This window comes from Mesorhizobium sp. M3A.F.Ca.ET.175.01.1.1 (genome assembly GCF_004791945.1).
In the GTDB taxonomy this organism is placed as follows: Bacteria; Pseudomonadota; Alphaproteobacteria; order Rhizobiales; family Rhizobiaceae; genus Mesorhizobium.
In genome coordinates, this window is record NZ_SRTP01000200.1 from 1 (window position 1) to 338 (window position 338).

Genomic DNA, 338 nt, shown 5'->3' on the forward strand with positions numbered 1-338 from the left:
GACCGCCTACCTCGCGGCCGCCCATCGCGTTCGGCTGCCCGGTGACCGAGAACGGCCCCATGCCGGGTAGGCCGATGCGGCCGGTGGCGAGATGGCAATTGATGATGGCGTTGACCTTATCGGTTCCATGCGCCGACTGGTTGACGCCCTGGCTGTAGACGGTGACGGTACGCTCGATCTCGGCGAAGAGATCGTAGAAGGCCTGGACATCCGCTGCGGCCAGGCCGCAGCCTTTCGCGACACGCGCGATCGACGACACATCGGCGCCGGCCAGCGCGGCCGCGGCGTCGAAGCCGGACGTAGAATCGCGGATGAAATCGGCATCGATCTTTCCAGCC

General features: G+C 66.6%; 1 pseudogene. It reads right to left on the bottom strand.

What is annotated here, in order from left to right:
- Positions 1-338 (bottom strand): annotated as a pseudogene (locus EN818_RS31335) (molybdopterin-dependent oxidoreductase); the annotation flags it as partial.